Origin of the sequence: Escherichia sp. MOD1-EC5189, assembly GCF_002966045.1 — a bacterium.
In the GTDB taxonomy this organism is placed as follows: domain Bacteria; phylum Pseudomonadota; class Gammaproteobacteria; order Enterobacterales; family Enterobacteriaceae; genus Escherichia; species Escherichia coli_F.
Map to the genome: position 1 here is coordinate 1 of NZ_PTRX01000118.1, position 495 is coordinate 495.

Annotated in this window: 1 protein-coding gene; it reads right to left on the reverse strand. The window is 50.7% G+C overall.

Features of this window, described 5'->3' with window-relative positions:
* Positions 1–495: DUF1983 domain-containing protein (locus ATB02_RS25810; RefSeq protein WP_122986254.1), on the reverse strand; the 495-nt coding region annotated here is incomplete at both ends.

The following is a 495-nucleotide window of genomic DNA, read 5'->3' on the forward strand; positions in this document are numbered from 1 at the left end:
GTCAGGCGCTTCAGGAACACGTCGTTCATGAATATCTGGTTGCCCTGCGCCACAAACATCGGCGTTTCATTCCCGTTTGCCGGGTCAATAAACGCGATACGGTTAGCGGCAACCAGAAACTGGCTCAGTTTGCCTTCCTCCGTGTCCTCCATGCTGAGGCCAATACCCGCGACATAATGTTTGCCGTCTTTGGTCTGCTCAATTTTGACGCCCCACATGGCATTCCATTTATCGTTAGCGTCCTTCCACTCTTTCGAAAACTCATCCAGTCTGCTGGCGTTATCCTCCGTCAGATCAACTTTTTCCAGCAGCTCTTTACCGAGATGGGATTCGGTTATCTTGCCTTTGAAAAAATCCAGGTAACCTTCCGCATCATCGCTCGCCCGACCGACGGCCTCCACGAATGCCGATTTGCCAACGGTGTTCACACTGCGGATATAAAAGTAATAATCATGGCCCGGTTTGATATTGATACTGGCGGCTATCCAGTACAGC